Annotated in this window: 21 protein-coding genes; 16 read left to right on the top strand and 5 right to left on the bottom strand. The window is 31.8% G+C overall.

Annotation, left to right across the window (positions count from 1 at the left end; genetic code table 11):
* Positions 1 to 551: 551 nt before the first annotated feature.
* Positions 552 to 2,237, bottom strand: a complete 1,686-nt coding sequence (asnB, locus tag H526_RS0114775) for an asparagine synthase B (RefSeq protein WP_027393724.1) — start codon at positions 2,235 to 2,237, stop codon at positions 552 to 554.
* Positions 2,238 to 2,496: 259 nt separating this feature from the next.
* On the opposite strand from asnB, the gene H526_RS0114770 reads away from it, so the two are divergent.
* Positions 2,497 to 3,030 (top strand): DUF2911 domain-containing protein, encoded by a 534-nt coding sequence (locus tag H526_RS0114770; RefSeq protein ID WP_035085686.1) that lies wholly within the window; start codon positions 2,497 to 2,499, stop codon positions 3,028 to 3,030.
* Positions 3,031 to 4,461: 1,431 nt separating this feature from the next.
* Here the strand turns inward: H526_RS0114770 and H526_RS0114765 are convergent.
* Both H526_RS0114765 and H526_RS0114760 read right to left on the bottom strand, forming a co-directional pair.
* Entirely contained in the window at positions 4,462 to 5,091 is a 630-nt protein-coding gene (locus H526_RS0114765) for a 7-carboxy-7-deazaguanine synthase QueE (RefSeq protein WP_027393722.1), read from the bottom strand.
* Positions 5,092 to 5,169: 78 nt separating this feature from the next.
* Positions 5,170 to 5,625 carry a RidA family protein gene (locus H526_RS0114760; RefSeq protein WP_027393721.1) on the bottom strand — a complete coding sequence of 152 codons (456 nt, stop codon included), beginning with the start codon at positions 5,623 to 5,625 and terminating at the stop codon, positions 5,170 to 5,172.
* Between the two features lie 154 nt (positions 5,626 to 5,779).
* On the opposite strand from H526_RS0114760, the gene H526_RS0114755 reads away from it, so the two are divergent.
* From H526_RS0114755 to H526_RS0114720, 8 genes are all read left to right on the top strand, one after another.
* On the top strand, positions 5,780 to 7,309 hold the full coding sequence (locus tag H526_RS0114755) for a helicase HerA-like domain-containing protein (RefSeq protein ID WP_027393720.1): 1,530 nt from the start codon (positions 5,780 to 5,782) through the stop codon (positions 7,307 to 7,309).
* A gap of 53 nt (positions 7,310 to 7,362) precedes the next feature.
* A complete protein-coding gene (locus H526_RS0114750) occupies positions 7,363 to 7,929 on the top strand; it encodes a hypothetical protein (protein ID WP_027393719.1) in 567 nt (188 codons plus the stop codon).
* A 19-nt stretch (positions 7,930 to 7,948) separates the two neighbouring features.
* Positions 7,949 to 8,317, top strand: coding sequence for a cupin domain-containing protein (locus tag H526_RS0114745; RefSeq protein WP_027393718.1), 369 nt, complete (start codon positions 7,949 to 7,951; stop codon positions 8,315 to 8,317).
* Positions 8,314 to 9,153, top strand: a complete 840-nt coding sequence (locus H526_RS0114740) for an alpha/beta hydrolase (protein ID WP_027393717.1) — start codon at positions 8,314 to 8,316, stop codon at positions 9,151 to 9,153. Before H526_RS0114745 ends, H526_RS0114740 begins: the two co-directional genes overlap by 4 nt.
* A gap of 22 nt (positions 9,154 to 9,175) precedes the next feature.
* A complete protein-coding gene (rluF, locus tag H526_RS29235) occupies positions 9,176 to 10,045 on the top strand; it encodes a 23S rRNA pseudouridine(2604) synthase RluF (RefSeq protein WP_081415632.1) in 870 nt (289 codons plus the stop codon).
* A gap of 54 nt (positions 10,046 to 10,099) precedes the next feature.
* Complete coding sequence (locus H526_RS0114730) at positions 10,100 to 10,522, top strand: VOC family protein (protein WP_027393716.1); 423 nt, start codon at positions 10,100 to 10,102, stop codon at positions 10,520 to 10,522.
* A 147-nt stretch (positions 10,523 to 10,669) separates the two neighbouring features.
* Complete coding sequence (locus tag H526_RS0114725; protein ID WP_027393715.1) at positions 10,670 to 11,611, top strand: sterol desaturase family protein; 942 nt, start codon at positions 10,670 to 10,672, stop codon at positions 11,609 to 11,611.
* A gap of 30 nt (positions 11,612 to 11,641) precedes the next feature.
* The gene (locus H526_RS0114720) at positions 11,642 to 13,006 is read left to right on the top strand and encodes an aldehyde dehydrogenase (protein WP_027393714.1); all 1,365 of its coding nucleotides are present in this window, start codon (positions 11,642 to 11,644) and stop codon (positions 13,004 to 13,006) included.
* An 8-nt stretch (positions 13,007 to 13,014) separates the two neighbouring features.
* On the opposite strand, the gene H526_RS0114715 is transcribed toward H526_RS0114720, so the two are convergent.
* The gene (locus tag H526_RS0114715) at positions 13,015 to 14,373 is read right to left on the bottom strand and encodes an FAD-dependent oxidoreductase (protein WP_027393713.1); all 1,359 of its coding nucleotides are present in this window, start codon (positions 14,371 to 14,373) and stop codon (positions 13,015 to 13,017) included.
* Between the two features lie 154 nt (positions 14,374 to 14,527).
* Positions 14,528 to 15,328 carry a class I SAM-dependent methyltransferase gene (locus H526_RS0114710; RefSeq protein WP_027393712.1) on the bottom strand — a complete coding sequence of 267 codons (801 nt, stop codon included), beginning with the start codon at positions 15,326 to 15,328 and terminating at the stop codon, positions 14,528 to 14,530.
* A gap of 189 nt (positions 15,329 to 15,517) precedes the next feature.
* On the opposite strand from H526_RS0114710, the gene H526_RS0114705 reads away from it, so the two are divergent.
* The 7 genes from H526_RS0114705 (at position 15,518) to H526_RS0114675 (ending at position 22,002) form a co-directional block, all read left to right on the top strand.
* Positions 15,518 to 16,906: an ATP-binding protein gene (locus tag H526_RS0114705; protein WP_027393711.1), complete on the top strand. Its 1,389-nt coding sequence runs from the start codon at positions 15,518 to 15,520 to the stop codon at positions 16,904 to 16,906.
* Positions 16,907 to 16,914: 8 nt separating this feature from the next.
* On the top strand, positions 16,915 to 17,751 hold the full coding sequence (locus H526_RS0114700) for an aldo/keto reductase (protein WP_027393710.1): 837 nt from the start codon (positions 16,915 to 16,917) through the stop codon (positions 17,749 to 17,751).
* A gap of 22 nt (positions 17,752 to 17,773) precedes the next feature.
* Positions 17,774 to 19,438, top strand: a complete 1,665-nt coding sequence (locus H526_RS0114695; RefSeq protein ID WP_027393709.1) for a response regulator — start codon at positions 17,774 to 17,776, stop codon at positions 19,436 to 19,438.
* A 1-nt stretch (position 19,439) separates the two neighbouring features.
* The gene (locus H526_RS0114690; protein ID WP_027393708.1) at positions 19,440 to 19,721 is read left to right on the top strand and encodes a UBP-type zinc finger domain-containing protein; all 282 of its coding nucleotides are present in this window, start codon (positions 19,440 to 19,442) and stop codon (positions 19,719 to 19,721) included.
* 392 nt (positions 19,722 to 20,113) lie between these two features.
* Positions 20,114 to 20,587 carry a hypothetical protein gene (locus H526_RS0114685; RefSeq protein WP_027393707.1) on the top strand — a complete coding sequence of 158 codons (474 nt, stop codon included), beginning with the start codon at positions 20,114 to 20,116 and terminating at the stop codon, positions 20,585 to 20,587.
* Between the two features lie 28 nt (positions 20,588 to 20,615).
* Positions 20,616 to 20,987: a DoxX family membrane protein gene (locus H526_RS0114680; protein ID WP_027393706.1), complete on the top strand. Its 372-nt coding sequence runs from the start codon at positions 20,616 to 20,618 to the stop codon at positions 20,985 to 20,987.
* Positions 20,988 to 21,453: 466 nt separating this feature from the next.
* A complete protein-coding gene (locus H526_RS0114675) occupies positions 21,454 to 22,002 on the top strand; it encodes a carboxymuconolactone decarboxylase family protein (RefSeq protein ID WP_027393705.1) in 549 nt (182 codons plus the stop codon).
* The last annotated feature ends 30 nt before the right edge of the window (positions 22,003 to 22,032 follow it).

The raw sequence follows: 22,032 nt of genomic DNA, 5'->3' as shown, positions 1-22,032 counted from the left end.
TGTACTCTGCACACTTGTCCATTAATAATACACGCACAAGGACCACCGAAAGGTGGTGCCCCAGGGAAAGTACACGCCGATGGTATAAACCCTCCGTTAATTGCTTGTTGTTCTTTTTTACTTAATTGTTGAGTCGTATTGAGCTTTAAAATATTTTTTAACATAATAGAAAATTAAAATATGCCGCGAAAATTTCAAAGATGTTCACGACTTACACCCTATTAACAAAATTGATAGTTTGATACTTGACAACTTAAAATGTTTTAGTATTCGATAACTAATACACAAAATAAATTTCTCATAAATCTAATTATAAAAACACGGTATATTCCCCAAAAAATAGTTAAACTTATTATTTTAACAGCCCTAGATAATTAATTCTTTTTATAAGAAAATCACTAACTACAATGCAGTTATCTCTATCTTCAAAAAATATTTATTGATTACAAACATGTAAAAAACCCCAAGAAAATTCTTGGGGTTTTACATCTCAATTAACTCAACTTTCAGCGACTCAAGCTGAAATTTTTAAATTTCTTTTTATTCTATTACTATTGTGCAACTTCATCTAATAAATATGCATCGTCATGAACATTTGCTACTGCTCTTCCGCTAGGATCATTCATGTTTTTAAAAGCTTCATCCCATTCCAATGCTATTTTTGTACTACAGGCGACAGAAGGTTCTTGAGGAACACTCAATGCCGCAACATCACTTGGGAAATGTCCTTCGAAAATTGATCTATAGTAAAATTCTTCTTTATTCTGTGGTGTTTGTATTGGAAACCTAAAATGAGCATTAGCCATTTGTTCATCAGTTACCTCAGCATCTACTACTTCTTTTAAAGTATCTATCCAGCTATACCCAACACCATCAGAAAATTGTTCTTTTTGTCTCCAAGCAACGCTTTCCGGCAAATATGATTCAAAGGCTTTACGAATAACCCACTTCTCCATTCTTTCTCCGTTAATCATTTTATCCTGTGGATTGATACGCATAGCAACATCCATAAATTCTTTATCCAAAAATGGTACTCGTCCTTCAATTCCCCATGCCGCTAAAGATTTATTTGCCCTTAGACAATCATACATATGTAACTTATCCAACTTACGCACTGTCTCTTCATGGAACTCTTTTGAATTTGGTGCTTTGTGAAAATATAAGTATCCTCCAAATATCTCATCCGCACCTTCTCCAGACAACACCATCTTTACTCCCATAGACTTAATAACTCTTGCCATTAAATACATAGGTGTAGACGCTCTGATAGTTGTAATATCATAAGTTTCCAAATTATATATCACATCCTTAATAGCATCCAGTCCTTCTTGAATTGTAAATTTTATTTCGTGATGTATTGTTCCTATATGATCTGCTACTTTTTGTGCAGCCTCCAAGTCTGGCGATCCTTCCAAACCAACTGAAAAAGAATGTAATTGAGGCCACCAAGCTTCTTTAGTATCACCTGACTCAATTCTTTTTTCTGAATATTTTTTAGCTATTGCTGAGGTAACCGAAGAATCCAATCCTCCAGAAAGTAATACTCCATAAGGAACATCTGACATTAATTGCCTATGAACTGCGGCTTCCAAAGCTTCTCTTAACTCATCGATACTAGTTTGGTTATCTTTTACAGCTTCAAAATCAGACCAATCTCTAACATACCATTTAGTTAATTCTCCTTTTTTACTATCTAGATAATGACCAGGTGGAAATAATTCTATTTTAGTACAAACACCTTCTAGTGCTTTTAATTCTGAAGCAACATAAAAAGTACCATTCTGATCCCAACCCATATACAGAGGGATAATCCCCATGTGATCACGAGCTATTAAATATGAGTCTTGCTCAGCATCATAAAGTGCAAAAGCAAAAATACCATTTAGATCATCTAAAAACTGAGAGCCTTTTTCCTTATATAGAGCCAAAATAACTTCACAATCAGATTCTGTCTGAAAATTATAAAAACCATCAAACTTTTTACGAATTTCTCCGTGATTATAAATTTCGCCATTAGCAGCCAAAATCAACTTATTATCTTCACTAAACAAGGGCTGTTTACCAGACACAGGATCAACTATCGCAAGCCTTTCATGAGCCAATATAGCTTTATCATCTGCATAAATACCACTCCAATCCGGACCTCTATGTCTTATCTTTTTTGACATTTCTAATAACTGAGGTCTTAACACATCTGCTTTTTCTTTTAATTCAAAAGCGCAAACTATTCCACACATATTCTTCTTTTTCTATTAATTGAGAAGTCAAAGATGCGTTTTTAACTACATTATTTAAACATAAAACTTGTTTTTAGCTTCAAATTAAAACAAATAAACACTTATTAGTTAAAAAATAAAACTATTACAACGCAAAAAACCTATCAAAACTATCAAGTTGTTATTTAACTCTTTTAACAGAATTTAATGAGAGGATTAACATTTCCCATGTATGTTCCTACATATCTTTACGACAATTAAGAAAATAAAATCACGAATTATGAAAAAATCACTCTTCTTCGCTGTTGTTATGTTTTTAGGAACAATCAGCACCATTAATGCTCAAAAATTCGCAGGACTGCAGAAAAGTCCGACGGATATCTCTTATGCAAAAACAGATAGAAATGCAAAACCAGATATCAAAGTAATTTATAGTAGACCCCAGAAGAAAGGTAGAACTATGCTTGGAGACAAGGTGTCTTTCGGAAAAGTTTGGAGAACAGGAGCTGATGAAGCTACTGAGATAAAACTTTTTAAAGATATGAAATTAGGAGATGGAACAGTAAAAGCTGGCACATATTCTTTATTTACTATTCCTGGAGAAAAAGAATGGACTATCATTCTTAATTCCGATCTAGATGTATGGGGAGCATATTCTTACGATGAAGGTAAGGATGTCGCTAGAATTAAAGTACCTGCGGGAAAAGGTGATGAGTTAGAAGCTTTTTCTATTGCTTTCAAAAAAGTAGACAAAGGATACCATATGGTTATGGGGTGGGAAACTACTAGAGTAGAAGTTCCTTTCTATAATTAGAAATAATACACAAAAACATATTAAATAAAAAAGAGGTTGAAAAATTCAACCTCTTTTTTATTTTTAATAACCTTCTGACTAAAAAGGTTAAATTATTTCACTGAAATAATAACTATCTGTGGATAGCATTACTAGATGCCCCCGGTAATTCTTTAAGAAAGTCCATGACAATCCTAAAAGTTAATCTGAATTTAGTGTAAAATAGCCCCATAATATTTCCAATTTATTTAGTTACAAGATAACATCTAAAAGACTTTAAATCAACCTTTTTAACAAAAAATGTAAGAACTTTTAGATATAAAGTGAAATTTTACCGATTAAAAACATGTTTTTCAATTATACTAGTAAAATTTATTCCTACTTTTTGGTGTTACTATTAAATCTATATCAAATTATATTACCAATAGATTTATAGTTTTATAGAATGATTAGCATTCAATTTTAAATAACCTTGTTTCCCCAACTATATAATACTAACCGATTATCTATGTATAGCATTACTACTAGCAGATGGTAATTCTCTCAAAAAACTCTTCAATGAATTAAAATCTATTTTGAATATAGTGTAAAAGTATCTCATAATTATTTGATTTTTAATTTGTTATGCAAATATAAACCGCAAACTCAAATCAATAAAAAAAATTAACACCTAGAATTCAATATTTTAGACGTACAACTTATTTTACACGACATAACAACAAAAAACCATTTAAAACAACTATTTTAAAAGGAATTAACCTACAACCAAAAGAGTAAAACTAGGGGCTAATCCCCCTAATGTCGATTAGTTATTTTTATTTCTATCTCATCTTTACGTGGACAGGTTAATATTTTTAATTATTTACACCACCATAAACAACTTAAAAACAATTAAATAAATAACTATTAAGATTTTGAAGAGAAAACAAGTGTAAACACACATATTGAACATTACATTTACATAAAATGTAGTTCATAAAACTTTTTATAAAAAACAAAAGATTACAAATTGTTGTAATCTTTTACTTATAAATTAATACGGGATGTTGAACTTAAAATTATCTACGCATTGCATAACGGGAAGCACTCGGAAGATCTCTCACAAAATCAATAAACATTCTAAAATCAAGCCCAAAAATAGAGTATAAGTTTTTCATAAAAATCTGTTTTTAAATTACTTACATAAAATTAAAAACATCTTTCTATAAAATCAAAAAAAAAGATAACTATCATTTAACAATTAGTTAAACACTTGTTTATATACGTTAAAAAACGTAAATCAAGGGAGGCTAAAAAATAAAAAAGAAAGTTTTATCTTACAAAATTACATTTCAATAGAAGGGAAAAATCCTACAAAACTACGGTCTAACCATAATCATTAACATACAAAAGAGCACAGACCATCGAAAAACGTCAAAAACCATAAAACACCTGTGTTTTTATATGACCTAATTAAGGAATATTCAAGTACTTATGAGTTTGTAAAGACACCTTCCATTTAGGGTTTTTCATCACATATTCTACAATTAGAGGAATTACCTTGTCCCTAACACTCCATTCCGGCTGTAAATACAATACGCAATCATCCGAAACCTGAGAAGCTTGCTCTTCAGCAAAATCAAAATCACTTTTATTATAAACAATACATTTTAATTCATGAGCTTCACTATATATTTCTTTAGTAGGAAGTTTTACTTTTTTAGGAGAAAGACATATCCAATCCCAATTACCTGTAAGAGGATACGCTCCAGAAGTTTCTATATGGGTTTTAGCACCTTTACTCTTTAAGCCTTTCGTAAGTTCAGACATATCCCAAGTAAGAGGTTCTCCGCCCGTTACTACAATTACATTGCTATATTTTATAGCATTATCTACAATTACAGCAGTAGAAGTTGGTGGATGAAGAGCAGCGTTCCAGCTTTCTTTAACGTCGCACCAATGACATCCAACATCACATCCTCCAATTCTAACAAAATAAGCAGCAGTACCTTTATGATACCCTTCTCCTTGTATGGTATAAAATTCTTCCATAAGAGGAAGCATCTTTCCCTCATTCACCAATGTCTCTGTACTTTCTTGCATAAGGATGCAAAGGTAGATAATGAATTAGTAATCCTAAAGTAAGTTTAGGAATTCTTTCATCCGTATTAAGTATTTCTTTTACTTAGTTCTAGCTGCAACACATTCTATCTCAATCTTTGCTCCCACCGCTAATCCTTTGGCAGCAAACGTAGTCCTTGCCGGTTTATTAGGGAAATACGTTTTATAAACCTTATTAAATGCTGTAAAATCGTTAATATCAGAGAGAATAACTGTACACTTTACTACATCATTCATATTCATATTATGATGTTCTAATACCGCTTTTATATTTTCTAAGGTTTGTTTAGTTTCAGCTTCTATACCGCCCTCTACCAATTTACGTGTTGTATGATTCATCCCTACTTGTCCAGAAAGGAAATACAAATTACCTACTTGAACAGCATCAGAAAATGGAGCATTCACTTTTTTAGGCTCATGTGTGTCATGAAATATAATTTCTGTGTTAGAATTATTTTTTTGATTACAACTATAAAAAATTGAAATTAAAATCGTGAATAAATATATCTTCTTCATTATGTTGAATTATGTGTTTCATCAATAAAAATAAACTATAATTTTCTACACTGACTCTTATTGATTTAAAAATTATAAATTTACCTAAAACAAAATCACAATCATTTCGATAGAATAGACAAGATTGCTATTTTTATCAAAATTTACATTAACTATGAGTAGTAATCAAGAATTCCTTGACCATATAAATAAAGGATATACTACCAAAGGCGATTTCATCACCTTAGGAGCTGCAATGCATAATGGAGAAACTGTGACAGATGCACACGTTAAAATTCCTCTAAAGACATTAAATAGACATGGGTTAATTGCTGGAGCAACAGGAACTGGTAAAACAAAAACATTACAAGTCTTAGCAGAAAACTTGAGCGAACAAGGAATACCTGTGCTTCTTATGGATATCAAAGGTGATCTTAGTGGTTTAGCAGCTGCAAGTCCAGGTCATGCTAAAATTGATGAAAGACATGAAAAAATTGGAATTCCGTTTGAAGCAAAGAATTTTCCAGTAGAAATTCTTTCTTTATCAGAACAAGATGGAGTACGCCTTAAAGCAACTGTAAGCGAATTCGGGCCAGTACTATTTTCAAGAATTTTAGATGTAACAGAAACACAAGCAGGTATCATTTCAATAATTTTTAAATATTGTGATGACAACAAATTGCCATTATTAGATTTAAAAGATTTAAAAAAGGTTTTACAATTTGCGACTCGAGAAGGAAAAGAAGAGCTAGAAAAAGATTATGGAAGAATATCTACTGCATCTACTGGCTCCATATTACGTAAAATTGTTGCTTTAGAACAACAAGGAGCTGATATCTTTTTTGGAGAAAGATCATTTGACGTACAAGATTTATGTAGAGTAGATGACGATGGAAGAGGTTTTATAAATATCTTACGATTAACCGACATACAGGATAGACCAAAACTATTTTCTACATTTATGTTAAGTCTTCTAGCTGAAGTATACAGTACCTTTCCTGAGCAAGGAGATAGCGGAAGACCAGAGTTGATTATTTTTCTTGATGAAGCTCATTTAATATTTAAGCAAGCTTCCAATGCATTAATGGATCAGATCGAAAGTATTGTGAAATTAATAAGATCAAAAGGAGTTGGACTATATTTTGTAACTCAAAATCCTACGGATGTACCGGATGGGGTGTTGGGGCAACTCGGGCTAAAAGTACAACACGCCCTAAGAGCATTTACCGCTAAAGATCGTAAAGCAATTAAACTTACTGCCGAGAATTATCCTATATCAGAATATTATGACACAAAAGAAGTACTAACAGCTTTAGGAATTGGAGAAGCATTGGTATCAGCTCTTGACGAGAAAGGTCGCCCTACTCCTCTTGCTGCGACGATGTTAAGAGCTCCTATGAGTAGAATGGATATACTATCCAAAAGCGAATTAGATGATTTATTAAAAAAGTCCACACTTTCTGACAAATACAATGAAGATATAGATCGAGAAAGTGCTTATGAAATTCTTAATGAAAAAATAGAAAAAGCTGAAGCAGAAGAAGCTAAAGCAGCAGCAAAAAAAGAAAGAGAGAAACTAAATAAAAGTTCTTCTCGTTCTAAAAGTAGAAAATCTAGTACTACGGAAAAAGCTGTGATTAAAGTTTTAACCAGTGCTACTTTTATAAGAGGAGCATTAGGTGTACTAAATAAATTATTGCGCTAAACTAAACACAAAATCAATCATTGTTTAACCTTGGGAATAATTAACAACCTATTATGATTAAAAAAATCAGCAGTATTTTACTTGTTTGTATAAGTTTACTGAGTTGTCAAAATGACAAAAAACAAGATCCATTCGAAATCTCTTATAACAGAATTGGTCATTTAACTAACACAATCAAAGTGAGTCAATTAGACTCAATCTATGCAAATGATTCTATAGTAAAAATGTCCAAAAATGACAATATTATGGATGTTGCAAACACTATTGAAATTTATGAAAAAGGAGGAGCTAAATTATTATTATTGGAACCTAGAGAAGAAAACAATCCTGAATCCTCTATTGAAAGTATACAAGTAATTGATCCAAGATATAAGACTATATCGGGACTATCGGCAAATGGTGTTTTCAAAGATATCAAGGATAACTATTCTATCACTAAGATTACTAATACACTTAGTGCAGCGGTTATATTTGTAGATAGTATCCAAGCATCGATAACTATTGATAAGAAAGAATTATCGAGTGAGTTAAAATTTAATACTGACAAAAAAATTGAAGCTTCTCAAATTCCTGATTCGGCTACAATTAAACACTTTATTATTAATTGGGAGAATAATTAAAATCTGTTATTAGATATTTATGAGTAAAAAATATCAAATTCAAAAATCACCTTTTGTGGTACCAACTACAGATGGAAAATTAATTGAAGAACATTTTGGCAAAGCCACAGATGGGAATTCTCAGGTTAGTATAGCGCATATGGTAGCTCCTCCAGGTTGGAGCGAACCATTTCAAACACCGGAATTTGATGAATACACTTATATTATTCGAGGAAAGAAAAGATTTATTATTGATGATGAAGAAATCACCTTAGAATCTGGACAATCTATTAAGATTAAAAAAAACACCAGAGTACAATATTCTAACCCATTTGAATCAGCATGTGAATATATAGCGATTTGTCTTCCTGCTTTTTCTATAGATTCGGTACATCGAGAAGAATTATGAAAGAAACATTAAAAAAGTACATCCCAATTTTTATTGGCAAACGACTTTTATTGCTCTTCTTTTTTAATAAAAAAAAGGCTTTGCGCAAAGCCTATATCTTATTTAGCACACCGCTTAAAGGAAAGATACTTGCAGATCAAGAATATTTTCTAGAGGAAGCCGAAGATGAAATCATTTCAGTAAAAGATAGGTTTTTACAAACCTATAGATGGCCCAATATGGGAGAAACTGTTTTGATGGTACACGGATGGGATAGTAATAGTCATAGATGGAAAACACTTATCGAAAAACTACATCAACAAAATTATAATGTTATAGCATTTGACGCTCCAGCTCATGGTAACTCTTCTGGTAAAACACTCAGTGTTCCGTTCTATGCAGAATGCCTTCAAAAAATGATAGAATTATACCGACCTAATTACGTTATTGGACATTCTGTTGGCGGTATGACAACTGTGTTTCATCAATTTAAATATCCAAACCTTGAAATAGAAAAACTAATTGTTCTTGCACCTCCTACAGAATTATCTGTAATTATGGAAGGCTATCAAAAAACGCTCAAATTATCTGATAAGTTTATGAAAGCCTTAAGTCATTATTTCAAGGAAAAATTTGGTTTTCATTTCGAAGAATTTTCCATAGCTGAATTTGCAAAGAACTTAACTCACCCAGGCTTACTCATACATGACAAATACGATGAAATTGCCCCGTATACGGGAACTGAAAAAATAAGTAAAAACTGGACTAATGCAAAATTCATTACTACAGAAAACTTTGGGCATTCCTTATTCTTTGATGAAGTGGATGATATGATCATTCATTTTTTGAAAGATTAAATTTTATGAGCACCTTTGCACCGTGGAAAATTCTAAGCTTACAAGACTCAATAAATTCCTTAGTGAAGTTGGTTACTGTTCTCGTCGTGAAGCAGATAAACTAATTGATCAAGGTCGCGTAACCCTAAATAATAAAATTCCAGAAATGGGCACCAAAGTGGCTCCTGGAGACGAAGTAAGGGTCGATGGTGAATTGATAAATAAGCCTAAAGAAAAACACGTATACCTTGCTTTTCATAAACCTGTTGGAATTGTTTGTACAACTGCACAAAACGAAAAAGACAATATTATTGATTATATCAACTATCCAAAACGTGTTTTTCCAATCGGCCGACTAGACAAGCCCAGTGAAGGATTAATTCTATTAACCAGTGATGGTGATATCGTAAATAAAATTTTAAGAGCAAGAAACAACCACGAAAAAGAATACATCGTTACGGTAAATAAATTAATTAGCCCACAATTCATTAAAAGAATGGGTAATGGAATTCCTATTCTAGATACTATTACTCGTAAATGTGAGGTAGAACAGATAAATAAATATGATTTTAGAATAGTTCTTACACAAGGCTTAAATAGACAGATACGAAGAATGTGTGAGTATCTTGGATATGAAGTAACAAAACTAAAGCGAATTCGTATTATGAACATTAGTTTAGATACTCCAATAGGCCAATGGCGCTACTTAACAGAAAAAGAACTACAAATTATTAATAAAGATGTAGGAGATTCTAGTAAAACTGAAGAAGCATCTGTAGTCGAAGAAAATAAACCAGTAAGAAGACAAAACAACAATAAACATTTCTCTTCCAAAAATAAAGATGGAGCAAGTAAAGAAAAACGAAATAGTACTGCCTCTAAAAAAAGAAAAAGAAGTGATAGAAAACGTTAAAGCATCTATTTTCAAACTCTTAAAATAATCCCTTTCAATCAACGTAAATAACTTATGGAACCATTATCTCCCTTTCATCTTGCAATCCCAGTAGATAATTTAGAAGTTGCGCGCGATTTTTACAACAAAACACTTAATTTAAAAGAAGGGCGAAGCAGTGAACACTGGGTAGATTTTAATTTTTTTGGGCATCAACTGGTTATTCATTACAAACCAAAATTAGAATTAAATAATCATCACAATACCGTAGATGGTAAAGAAGTTCCTGTGCCGCATTTCGGAATAATTTTAGAATGGGATACTTGGCAAAGTTTTGCACAAATGTTATCTAATAAAAAAATAGATTTTGTTATTGAGCCCTATATTAGGTTTCAGGGAGAAGTAGGAGAACAAGCAACCATGTTTTTTTATGATCCTTGCGGAAATGCACTAGAATTCAAGTCTTTTAAAGACCCATCTCAGATTTTCGCGAAATAACATACACCGAATTTCAAAAGAACCGCGTCTTCATTTCAATAAACAATCGTTAAAAACATACTTTTTTTACTTAAAAAAGTAAAATGTTAAACTTTTACTGCAAATTCTTATTATATTCTGCCCCAATTAGAATACAACAAAAAGAAAATGGATTTTATACAGCCCTTAAAATATGGCGTACCTTTATTTCTAGTACTTATCGTAGTAGAATTAACGTATAGCAAAAATCACGACGAACATAAAAACCTTTATAATTGGAAAGATCTATCTGCCAGTTTCACAATGGGACTTGGATCAGCATTTTTAGGTCCTTTTCTTAAAACAGTTTTTTCTGTTGTTCTGTTTACGTATATGTACAATGTATTTAATCCTGAAGTTGATGGTGTACGAACCAATATCATGGGTTGGGAATCTTTTAGCTATGCTTGGTATGTATGGCTATTATGTCAATTAGCTGATGATTTTACATATTACTGGTTTCACAGACAAAATCATATGATAAGAGCTTTATGGGCTGCTCACATAGTTCATCACTCGTCAGATAACTTTAATCTTGGAACAGCAGTTCGTAATGGGTGGTTTACTCTTTTATACAAACCACTATTTTACATGTGGATGCCGATTGTAGGATTTCCTCCAGAAATGGTAATTGTCTGTTTGGGAATAGAAGCTTTATGGCAATTCCAACTACACTCTGTTTTCATTCCTAAAATGGGTTTTATAGAAAAAATATTTAACACCCATACAATGCATCAAGTGCATCATGCCAAAAATGTAGAGTATATGGACAAAAACCATGGAGGATTTTTAAATATTTTTGACAAGATATTTGGAACTTGGAAAGAACTTGATGACGAAATTGAAGTACAATATGGAGTTACTCACGCGCCTAATTCTTACAATCCATGGGTTATTTTGACGCATGAGTATAAAGACATTTGGAACGACACCAAAAAATCTAAAAATTGGTATCATAAGTTCATGTATATTTTTGGTCCTCCTGGATGGAGTCACGATGGAAGTACATTAACCGTAAAACAAATGCAGAAAGAGCTAGAGTTAAAGAAACGTATGAGCACAGGATCATAATTCTTTTATAACCTTGTTATATTTGTCATTATGAACTATCAGGAAATCATAAATACTCAAAAAACTTTTTTTGACACCAATACTACTAAAGATATATCTTTTAGAGTAAAGGAATTAAAACATTTAAAAAGTGTTTTACAAAAAAATGAAGATCTCTTATACAATGCTATTTATAACGATTTTAAAAAATCAAAATACGAAACTTACACCACAGAACTAGCGATCATTTATCACGAAATTGATCTTGCAATAGTTAATATAAAAAAATGGTCTAAAAGAAAAAAAGTAGGCACTGGATTAGCAAATCTTCCTGGTAAAAGTTACGTCATACCTGAACCTTTAGGAACTGTTTTAGTAATGGGCGCATGGAATTATCCTTTTCAATTATCCTTAGTTCCTGCCATAGCGGCTATCGCTGCGGGATGTACAGTTATTCTTAAGCCTAGTGAAATTCCATCGCATTCTTCGTCGATAATGGCTAAAATTATCAATCAAAATTTTAATGAATCATTCTTTAGAGTTATAGAAGGAGGTGTACAAGAAACTACTGAATTATTAAAATTTAAATTTGATAAAATATTTTTTACTGGAAGCATACCGGTGGGTAAAATAGTTTATCAAGCTGCTGCAAAACATTTAACTCCTGTTACCTTAGAACTTGGAGGAAAAAGTCCCGCTATTATCACCAAAGACGTCAATATAGATATGACAGCAAAACGTTTAGTATGGGCTAAATTTCTGAACACTGGTCAAACCTGTATTGCTCCTGATTATATAATGGTAGAATCTACGATACACGATAAGCTTTTATCTGCTATAAAAAAACATATTGAAAAAGCAGATTATAAAGTAGAAAACCAAAATTACACTCAGATAATAAATCAAAAAAACTTCGAGAGATTACAAGCTCTTATCGAAAATGATAAAATATACTTAGGAGGTCAATGCGATGCAGAAAATAGAATTATAGCACCAACCATCCTTACGGAAGTTTCTTTTACAGATAAAGTAATGCAAGAAGAAATTTTTGGTCCTATACTGCCGATTTTATCTTTTGACTCTATAGAAAAAGCTATCTCGGATATAAAAACATTATCAAAACCCCTATCCTGCTATATTTTTACAAAAAATAAATCAGTCAAAAACAAAATTCTTAACGAAATTTCTTTTGGTGGAGGAGCAATAAATGATGCTGTTATGCATTTTATGGAACAAAACCTACCTTTTGGTGGTGTTGGTGATAGTGGTATTGGTAATTATCACGGTAAAGCAGGGTTTGTAGCATTTTCTCATTACAAAAGTATTTTACAAAAATCCTTTTTGATTGAGTTAAATCTAAAATATTCTCCCTATACTAGCTCGAAGTTAAAATGGTTGAAAAGACTTATCGGATAACACGACCTTTATTTAATTATCTCATACGTATTTAGACCAGCAATTATTCGCTTTTCCACCTCATCACTATCCCAAGTGTTTTCAATATCTTCTATTTGCATGATTTCATCCATAATAGCAGCTTGTTGATCTCCTATTTTCAGTGCTTCTGCATAAGGTCTATGTGTAAAGGTTACTCTCGTATATAGAGGAATCCATTTATCAGGATGTTTTTCAGAAAAATGCTTTTCTATCTTCTTTCTCAAAAGAAAGTTAGCGTCTGCAGTTTTACTACTCATTTCCATAAAATTACGATATGAGAGTTCTGCAATTGCATCAGTACTTGGTTTTCTTGTTTCTTGATATTTCTCAAAAATTTCTTGCCAATCACCACTTCTATCTAATTCAATAATATCATCTAGCACGGAAATATCTTCGAAACCAGCATTTATTCCTTGACCGTAAAACGGCACAATTGCATGAGCAGAATCTCCTACCAACGCTACTTTATCCCAATAGCTCCAAGGATAACATTTCATGGTAACTAATGCACTGGTCGGATTATTCTTAAAATCCTTGAGTAAAGTAGGCATTAAGTCTATAGTATCTGGAAAATTTCGTTCCCAAAATTCTTCTACATCATTCTCATTAGTCAAACTTTCAAAAGAATTTTCACCTTCGTGAGGCATAAATAATGTACAAGTAAAACTTCCATCTAAATTTGGCAATGCAATCAACATAAACTTACCTCTTGGCCAAATATGAAGTGAATTCTTATCTAATTTATGAGTACCATCTTCATTAGCAGGAATACCCAGTTCCTTATATCCAGCATCAAGAAAATCCTGAGAATAATCAAATCTACTTCTCCTTTGCATTTTATGACGCACTCTAGAAAAAGCTCCATCACAACCAAAAATCATATCATACTGATACTCCTTCCACTCACCTTTTTCAGTTTCTCCTGTATATATCTTTGCCTCTGGCAAATTGACATCCCAGACTTTTTCATTAAATCTAAATACAACTCCGGATTCTTCGGCTAGACTAATCATTTTTCGATTCAATACTCCTCTAGAAATAGAATATATAGCTTCTCCTTCTTTTCCATAATATTGATGATATTCTGGTTGACCATTAACGTGCATCGCTCTTTTGTCCATCGGAATAGCTAGCTTCCTAATCTCTTCTCCAATCCCAACTTTATCTAATGCTTTCCAACCTCGAACAGACATCGCAAGATTGATGGAACGACCGCTAAATTCTACTTTTCGAATATCTGGTCTTCTATCGAATACTGTAACCTGATGATTACGTTTCTTTAAATAAATTGCTAACAGTGAACCTGCTAAGCCACTTCCTACGATAGCGATATTTTTTGCTTGCATACTTTTTTAGTAATTCTAGTTTGCCAAAGTATGAAAAGGAACTACATCATTAAGATCCGAGTCCTAATGTCCTTGACAAACTAGCTCCATAAATCCTGAAGCTTATGCAAACATTAAAACCTTCAACAAATGTAAAAAAATTATCAAAGAATTGTTACTTAAAAGCTTTAATCGCAAATAGTAATGGAAATAATTTATCCGAACTCTCAAACATGCCATTTTTATTCTTTATCAAATCCGGAAAAACATTATAAGGAGATTCATCATATTCTCTCAAATATTCTATTGTTAATCCTGCTTCAGATAAGGATGAAATTACTTCGCCCAACCCATGATTCCAACCATACTCTTTACTTATCATCTTAGAATTATTATCCGCATATGTACCTTCATACTCTTCATAGATGGCTTCTTTTTGATGATATCCATATTTTATTCTTGGTGTTTCTTCTAGATAGTCAAACATCCAAACTATAGGGTGAAATTCTACCATATAAAAAGTACCTCCTAATTTTAGACGTTCTGCTATCATTCTGCCCCAAGGTTTTAAATCCGGTAACCATCCTATAACACCATAACTTGTATAAACAATATCAAACTGTTTCTTTATATAATTAGAAGTATCTAGGACATTACAGCAAACAAAATCAGCATCTAATTTTAATTCACTATTTAATTGTTTTGCTAATTCTATACCTTTTTCTGAAAGATCAACTCCAGTGCACTTAGCTCCTTTCCTACTCCAACTTAATGTATCCTGACCAAAATGACATTGTAAATGCAATAATGATTTTTCGGAAACATCTCCTAAAGCTTCTAATTCATATTTCTTTAAAGAACTCTCTCCTTTTTTAAAAGATTCTAAATCATAAAAATCACTAGATGCATGAACTTCAACTTTTTTATCCCAAGTACTTTTATTTATTTCAAAATACTTTTGCAAATCACTAGACATACCCTTACTATTTAATAATTCCTAAATATAATAAATCTCATTACTACCATTTCTAAACCTAGACTCTTCTTTAAAGAAAATTAAAAGAGACGCTTATCTACTAAATGGATATAAACTTTATAAAAACCTTAAGAGTTGTTCCATCAAAAGGTATTGGAAAGAGGTATTTTATTACCTAAATTTAAACTAATGAAACTTAGTCTAGAAAATCTTCAACAAGTTCAAGAGTTTACCCAAGTTCCAGATAATCAATTACAGTGGTTAATCGATAAATCTTATGTCCAATTTTTAGATAAGGGTTCTTTCTTATTTCAGAGAGGAGATCCAATAGATAAATTATTTATTGTATTAGATGGGAAAATTGAAATCAAAGTTCAACAAAACGGGAACTATAAACATGTAGCACTATTAAACATAAATCAAATTGGTGGTTTGCTTCCTTTTTCTAGAGCAAGTTCTGCTCTTGGTTTTGGAGAAGTGATTGAAAAAAGTCAGGTCTTAATACTTGAGAAATCTTTTTTTAAAGAAATGATCTCTAATCATTATGAGCTTACAGAATCCTTAGTGCATAAAATGACATCAAGAGTTAGAGAATTCACCAAAGACAATGTCCAAGCAGAAAAAATGATGTCTTTAGGCAAGCTATCCGCAGGTTTAGCACATGAGCTTAATAACCCGGCATCTGCAATGGAAAGAAGTGCTAAAGCACTTAAGGAACATCTTGGTAATGTTCCTGAGAAATTTAAGAGAGTAGTTTCAATCAGAATGGAAGAACAAGAAATTGATAGCATTAACAAAGTGCTTTTTGATAAGTTGCAAAATCGTCCAGAAAATAATATGAAACTAATAGAGCGCAATGAAAAGGAGGATGAATTAGAAGAATGGCTAGAAGATCACGGAGTAGATAACGCATATGAATTGACGGATACTTTACTAGATTTTTGCATGGATGTAGAAGCTATGGAGGGTATTTATAAAACTACAGGTCAAAAAAACTTTTCTAATGCGATTGAATGGATAGAAAATGTATTAACCACAGAAAAAATGGTCGACGAAATTGGTGAAGCTTCTAATAGAATTTCTAGTTTGGTGCATTCTATTAAAAGCTATACACATATGGATCGTGCACCTGAAAAAATAGCTACAAATATTCATATAGGAATTAAAAGTACGCTGGTTATGCTTAATCATAAGCTTAAAAAGAAAAATATATCCTTAGAAAAAGATTTTAACGATGATCTTCCTAAAATCAAAATTTTTGTGAGTGAGATAAATCAAGTATGGACCAATTTAATTGATAATGCTATTGATGCAATGGATCACTCTGGAATATTAAAAATTAAGACGTATAAAGAACAAGATTTCTTAAAAACTGAAATTATTGATAACGGAAAAGGAATTACCGAAGAAAATCTCACAAACATCTTTGACCCATTTTTTACCACAAAAGCTATTGGAGAAGGAACAGGTATGGGATTAGAAGTGGTACAAAGAATTATTAATCAACACCAAGGTGATATTACAGTAAAATCTAAAAAAGGAGAAACAATCTTTACTGTTTGCTTACCTATTACCTAATTACACTTATGAAAAAAATAACAGATATAAAAGGAACATTTAAATTACACAACGGAGTTGAAATGCCTTACTTTGGTCTCGGTGTATATTTATCCGACAATGATAAAGAAGTAATTGACGCAGTACAATGGGCATTAGAAGAAGGGTATCGCCATATAGATACAGCAAGTATTTATAAAAATGAAGAAGGAGTTGGAACAGCAATACTTAATAGCAGTGTTCCTAGAGATGAAATTTTTGTAGTAAGTAAGGTATGGAATGCTGATCAAGGCTATGAATCTACTCTTAAAGCATTTGAAAAAAGTTTACAACGACTGCAATTAAACTATTTGGATTTATATCTCATTCACTGGCCTGTAAAAGGAAAATATATCGAAACTTGGAAAGCATTAGAAAAATTATATAAAGACGGAGTCATAAAAGCTATTGGAGTAAGTAATTTTTTAGAACACCATCTAGAAAATCTCATGGAAACATCCGAAATTAAACCAATGGTTAATCAAATGGAGTTTCATCCTCATCTTGTTCAACAAGATTTGATTGATTTTTGCAACAAACATCACATACAATACGAAGCCTGGTCGCCAATGATGCAAGGAAAAATTTTTGAATTATCTATATTGGACAATCTTTCTAAAAAATATAATAAGACAGCCGCACAGATTGTTTTGAGATGGAATTTACAAAAGGGAGTAATTACTATCCCTAAATCCTCTAAAAAACACCGAATTATTGATAACGCTAATCTTTTTGATTTTGAACTTTCTAAAGAAGATATCAATTATATTGATTCTTTAGATAAACATCAACGATTAGGACCGGACCCTGATAATTTCAATTTTTAGTCTGCTTTAACTTATAGAAACGATGAAAAAGCCTATCATATTTGCACTCGATGACGATCCACAAGTATTACGTGCAGTAACTAGAGATTTAAAATCTGAATATCGCAAAGAATATCGTATTATGAGCACTGAATCTGCCAACGATGCTCTAGAAGCTTTGGCAGATTTAAAGAAAAAAAATGAAGTTATCGCATTATTTCTAGTAGATCAAAGAATGCCAGAAATGCTGGGAGTAGAATTCTTACAACAAGCAAAAAAACTATTTCCTAATGCTAAAAAAGTACTCTTAACTGCATATTCAGATACGGAAGCAGCTATTAAAGCTATTAACGACGTACAATTAGATTATTATCTGACAAAACCTTGGAGTCCACCAGAAGAAAAATTATTTCCTACTTTAAATGATTTGTTAGATACTTGGTTAGTTAACTTTCAACCAGAATTTGATGGAATAAAAGTGATTGGTTATCAATACTCTCCAAAGTCTCATGATATAAAAGATTTTTTATCGGGAAACCTATTTCCGTTTCAATGGTTAGACGTGGAAACTAGTGATAGGGCTAAGGAAATTATTGAACTTCATGGTCTTACGGCAAAAGATTTTCCAGTAATTTCGCTACAAGATGGAAGTTGCTATAAGAATCCAGATATTATTGAACTTGCTACTGCGCTTGGTTTGAACCCACATCCTAAAGACAATTTATATGATGTAGCAATTATTGGTGCTGGTCCATCTGGGTTAGCCGCTGCGGTTTATGGAGGTTCAGAAGGTTTAAAAACACTATTAATTGAAAAACACGCACCTGGTGGTCAAGCAGGAACTAGCTCTAGAATCGAAAATTACCTAGGGTTTCCTAATGGATTAAGTGGTCAAGAACTAACTCATAGGGCTATTACACAAGCCAAACGATTTGGGATAGAATTTTTATCTCCTCAAGAAGTTACCTCTATAACTGAAAAAGATGGGTACAAAAGTATATCACTAGCTAATGGAGAATGTATTAGCACCAAGAGTGTAGTTATCACTACAGGTGTCAATTATAGAAAACTAGAGGCAGATGGGATAGAGAATTATACAGGAGCTGGTATTTATTATGGTTCATCTATGACAGAAGCTCAAGCTTGTTCTAATAAAGAAGTATATATTGTAGGAGGTGGTAATTCTGCCGGTCAGTCTGCTGTTTACCTCTCTAAATTTGCTAAAAACGTTTACATTACGGTTCGAAAAAAAGATCTTACAAGTAGCATGTCCAGTTATCTTATTGATCAAATTGATGCTATTGATAATATCACATTGCTAGGCCATACAAATGTCACAAAAGCATTGGGAGAAAATGACAGACTTACTTCTTTAGAAATAAGCAATAGTACTAATGGGGAATCCAAAATTGTCGATGCAGATGCTTTGTTTATTTTTATCGGTGCTAAACCCTATACAGATTGGATTGAATTAGACATAATTAAAAACGAAAGAGGTTTTATTGAAACTGGTCGTGACCTAAGTCGATATGATGACTTTAAAAAGGTTTGGAAAAAAGATCGAGAACCCTTCTTATTAGAAACTTGTAGTCCTGGTATTTTTGCCTCGGGTGATGTCCGAGCTGGCGCTATGAATAGAGTAGCATCTGCTGTAGGAGAAGGTGCTATGGCAATAAAATTTGTTCACGAATATTTAGCTGAGATGTAATATGGGATTTAACACAAAAATTTGCGACCATTTAAAAAGTTTTGACCTACAAAATATCAAAAAAGATGATACTTATGAATGCGCTATTTGTGTACAGAATGGGGATAACTGGGTACACCTAAGAACCTGTCAGGAATGTGGTATTACTTTATGTTGTGATTCCTCTCCTAATAAACATGCTAGTGAACATTTTAAAAAACATGAACACCCAGTAATAATTTCTGTCGAGCCTAATGAAAATTGGGCTTGGTGTTATGAACACAAATCTTTTATTCAATTCTAAAATTTATAAACCAATTCAGGTATATTTATTTCATCGACATTGCAAAAATACATTCAAAATAATTAGATTTTCTATAACATATTTTATCCTATGTAATTACTAAATTTGTATAAAATTACAATCAGTTTCTAAATTATTGTTTTTTTTATTATCAATCTAATTTATAGATAGTTGCTTTTTTTAAAAACACTGATTTGTAATTTTACAAAATCAATTACGACTAATTCGATATATATTTAAAAGTTCTTTTATTTCTTTTTAATTTATTCAATATAACAAATGGTAATATTGACAATAATTAAGGAAAAAATTACCTTTTAATCTATATGTTTTTGCCCCAACTTTGTAGTATATTAAATACGGAATTTATTTCGTGTAAAAAACATTTCATTATGAAGACTTTACGCAATCACATATCAATAGTTATAACATTATTTTTCTTCGCTATATCTTTTTCAGGTCACACACAAGAAAAAACATATAAAACTCAATTAGAAACAGTATACCTTAAAAATACTAAAGAAGTAGTTTATAAAAACACTTTTAGCAATTACAACGAAAATTTAATTGCTCTCAATGAAATTAAATTTAAAAAAGAAATAAAAAATTCTAAGGGAGAAAACACCTTTTTATCTTTTTCTTCTAATAAAAACAATGTAGAGTTAATCACTTCTTCTTATCTGAAAATCATACGAAAAGCAGCTAATAGAAGTAAGAGTCCCGAAGCATTTCAGGCTTTCTTGATGAACAATTTACCTCAATTATCCAATCAATTTGCTAATGATAACAACCTTGAGGAATTGTATTTTATTTCTAGAAAGAATACCTTTAATGGAAGAATAGACGCATTACCCAGTGTTCTATAGTAACTAACACAAACTCTAACATATTAAAATGAAAAATGCCTTACCCCTGGTATTAAGAATAATTGTTGCTATTATTCTTATACAAACCCTTAGATTTAAGTTTACTGGACATCCTGATAGTATTTATATTTTCTCAAAAGTTGGCCTAGAGCCATATGGAAGAATAGCTACAGGGATTGTAGAACTTATTGCAGGAGTTTTATTATTAATCCCCAAAACAGTTTGGATAGGTGCTACAATAACCCTTGGAGTTATCGGCGGTGCCATTTTTATGCATATTACAAAACTTGGAGTTGAAATTAATAATGATGGAGGTGTTCTTTTTATCACTGCATTACTAACTTTTGCTCTAAGTGGCATTATTCTATGGATGAAACGAAAAGAAGTAAAGTTTTTTTAGAATAAAACATATCATATTATACTTTCTATAAACCTCCTTAATTGGAGGTTTTTTTATTTCGGGAAAAATTGACAAGTAGTAGGGAAAAACAACCATTCTAAAACCTTCATTAGAGCCTCATCTTTGTACTATTAATTTAAAACAATATAAAAATGATAACTAATAATAAATCCATATTCAATTTAATAGAGATTTTCCGTCAGGGAAAAAGAAAAATTGTAAACACTCTAAATGCCAAAGCGCACTGTGATCAAAGAAGTCACCACGATTTTTATTGTGATGTAGAAAGACCTTTTATAAGCACTCGAAAATAAGCTAAGGGAAAAATTGACAAGTAGTCGGGAAAAACGGCCATTCTAAAGTCCTTAATCCCATCGCATCTTTGTCCTGTCAAATTAAAAGACAATTAAAATTAAATATAAACTCATTCTGAAAAATAAATTCAGGATACTAAAAACATAAAATCATGGCAACATTTAATGTACCTACAAGAGAAGAAGTAAATGCAACAAATCAAGGGATTTTTGACAATCTTAACAGCGCATTAGGTTTTGTACCTAACTTATATGCAACTTATGCGCACAGTGAAACTGCATTAGAAAATTACTTAACTCTATCTAACGCAAAAACATCTTTAAAAGCTAAAGAAAAAGAAGTTGTTAATCTTGCAGTTAGTCAAGTAAACAATTGTATTTATTGTTTATCAGCACACACAGCAATTGGAAAAATGAATGGATTTACTGATGAGCAAATATTAGAGTTAAGAGCAGGGCACGCATCTTTTGATAGCAAATTAGATGCATTGGCAAAACTTGCTAAGAATATTACAGAAAATAGAGGGCGTACAGATCAGGATGTAGTAGATAATTTCTTTGCTGCAGGATATGACAAAGGAAATCTAGTAGATACCATTGTATTAGTAGGAGACAAAACTATTTCGAACTATATCCATAGTACTACTCAAGTCCCTGTTGATTTTCCTGTAGCACAACCACTAGAAACTACTACAGTATAAATCACTCAACCACCAATAAATACATTCAAG

The sequence above is a fragment of the Aquimarina latercula DSM 2041 genome (assembly GCF_000430645.1).
GTDB classification, from domain to species: Bacteria; Bacteroidota; Bacteroidia; order Flavobacteriales; family Flavobacteriaceae; genus Aquimarina; species Aquimarina latercula.
This window is presented reverse-complemented; position numbering and strand designations above follow the sequence as displayed.